Below are 1,158 nucleotides of genomic sequence, written 5' to 3'. Positions count from 1 at the left end.
CCCAAAAAAACAGCGAGGCTACTACAGCGGCAAGAAAAAGCGGCATACCCTAAAAGCTCAAGTGCTAGTCAACCAAGCCACTGGACAGATTATTTGTACAGCATTTGGCAAAGGGCGAGTCCATGATTTTCGGTTGTTCAAACTTCATTGCTTGCCGATGCTACCAGAGCAGTTGTGTTTGGCGGATAAGGGCTATCAGGGGATCGCAAAGCTACATCCCTGTAGTTGTACTCCGACCCAAAAGCCGCGTCAAGGCAAACTGAGCAAAGAGGAGCGTCAGCACAACCGCAATCTAGCCGTTTACGAGTAGTCGCTGAGCATGTCAATCGTAAGCTCAAGATCTTTCGGATTCTCGCTGAGCGCTATCGAAATCGACGCAAGCGTTTCGGGTTACGCTTCAACCTGATTGCAGCGATCGTCAACTTTGAACTGGCTCTCTCTGCTTGATTCACGCAAGAGTTCTAATGAATCTACTGTCGCAATTGTCAGCCCATTTTGTAAGGCTTGACAGATAAGCATTCTGTCAAACGGATCACGGTGTAGTGGTGGCAGTTTAGCCAGTTGAATCACACTACTTTCATCAAGGGTAAGACTGGCAATTTGATGAAGATCACGCTGCTTGGGTAAATATATTTCGGGATGCTCTGGCAAAGGAAGTTTGCCCAACTGGTATTTGACAATTGCTTCCCAGATAGAAACTGCACTCAGATAAACCTCGTTATCTGGATCACGAATTGCCTCTCGAACAATCGTTGACAATTGGGCATCACCACTGATGAACCATAAAAAGATATGCGTATCTAGCAAAATTCTCATTTGCCCTCGAATGCATTAAGAAGATCTTCAGGCAAGGGCGCATCGAAATCATCTGGTACGGTAAACTCGCCTGCACACAAACCAAATGGTCGCAGTTGTTTACTGCTGGAAATAGGTCTAAGTTCAGCGATCGGCTTATCAGATCTAACAATAACAAGAGTTTGACCTGCTTCTACTTGACGCAGATATTTCAAGGGATCGCGTTGTATTTCATCAACCGTTACATTTAACATTCGCTACCTCAACGCAAACTTAATGGACAGTTCTCAACGGCTTTCCGATGCAAGTTATCAGACTATTGACTACATAATTACAGCATGAAATAGAATTGAGTGGTTTCAC

3 protein-coding genes and 1 pseudogene are annotated in these 1,158 nt (G+C 44.8%); 2 read left to right on the top strand and 2 right to left on the bottom strand.

The window, feature by feature from the left end; translation table 11 throughout:
• Positions 1-61 precede the first annotated feature (61 nt).
• Both AC1S5B_RS22750 and AC1S5B_RS22745 read left to right on the top strand, forming a co-directional pair.
• The gene (locus AC1S5B_RS22750; protein ID WP_482037957.1) at positions 62-310 is read left to right on the top strand and encodes a transposase family protein; all 249 of its coding nucleotides are present in this window, start codon (positions 62-64) and stop codon (positions 308-310) included.
• Positions 301-447 (top strand): annotated as a pseudogene (locus tag AC1S5B_RS22745) (IS5/IS1182 family transposase); the annotation flags it as partial. The gene AC1S5B_RS22750 and the pseudogene AC1S5B_RS22745, both read left to right, overlap by 10 nt.
• Here the strand turns inward: AC1S5B_RS22745 and AC1S5B_RS22740 are convergent.
• Together AC1S5B_RS22740 and AC1S5B_RS22735 are read right to left on the bottom strand one after the other, a co-directional pair.
• A complete protein-coding gene (locus AC1S5B_RS22740) occupies positions 391-816 on the bottom strand; it encodes a type II toxin-antitoxin system VapC family toxin (protein ID WP_482037956.1) in 426 nt (141 codons plus the stop codon). The pseudogene AC1S5B_RS22745 and the gene AC1S5B_RS22740 sit on opposite strands and share 57 nt — an antisense overlap.
• Positions 813-1,049, bottom strand: coding sequence for a type II toxin-antitoxin system Phd/YefM family antitoxin (locus AC1S5B_RS22735; protein WP_482037955.1), 237 nt, complete (start codon positions 1,047-1,049; stop codon positions 813-815). The genes AC1S5B_RS22740 and AC1S5B_RS22735 overlap by 4 nt, the downstream gene beginning before the upstream one ends.
• Positions 1,050-1,158 lie beyond the last annotated feature (109 nt).

The organism is Leptolyngbya sp. CALU 1928 (genome assembly GCF_056784215.1).
The sequence above is the reverse complement of the archived record's forward strand: the minus strand, read 5'-3'. Positions and strand labels throughout refer to the sequence as shown.